We start from the raw sequence: 276 nt of genomic DNA on the forward strand, positions 1-276 counted from the left end.
TGTGGCTTGGGTAATCAGGAACATCATCAGGGAATGGAAAGTCAGAGAAGCAGTAATTGTGTTTGGAAACATTGATGTGAGTAAATCTCATGACTCCGTAACCATGTTCTGTGAACTGCCACAGACCCCCAATGTGGTCACTTTTCTCAAAAACAATGATCTTGAATTTGTCATCCAGTAGACACTTTGCCGTGGCAATCCCAGAAATCCCTGCACCAATGACTGCAACATCATATTCTGCGGGATGGCTCATCTCTGTAACCGTGTCGAAGGAAC

General features: G+C 44.6%; 1 protein-coding gene. It reads right to left on the reverse strand.

Annotation, left to right across the window (positions count from 1 at the left end):
• Positions 1-253: FAD-dependent oxidoreductase (locus ACYQ78_RS39555; protein ID WP_459806134.1), on the reverse strand; the 253-nt coding region annotated here is incomplete at its 3' end.
• Between the last annotated feature and the right edge of the window lie 23 nt (positions 254-276).

The organism is Herbidospora sp. RD11066 (genome assembly GCF_054661255.1).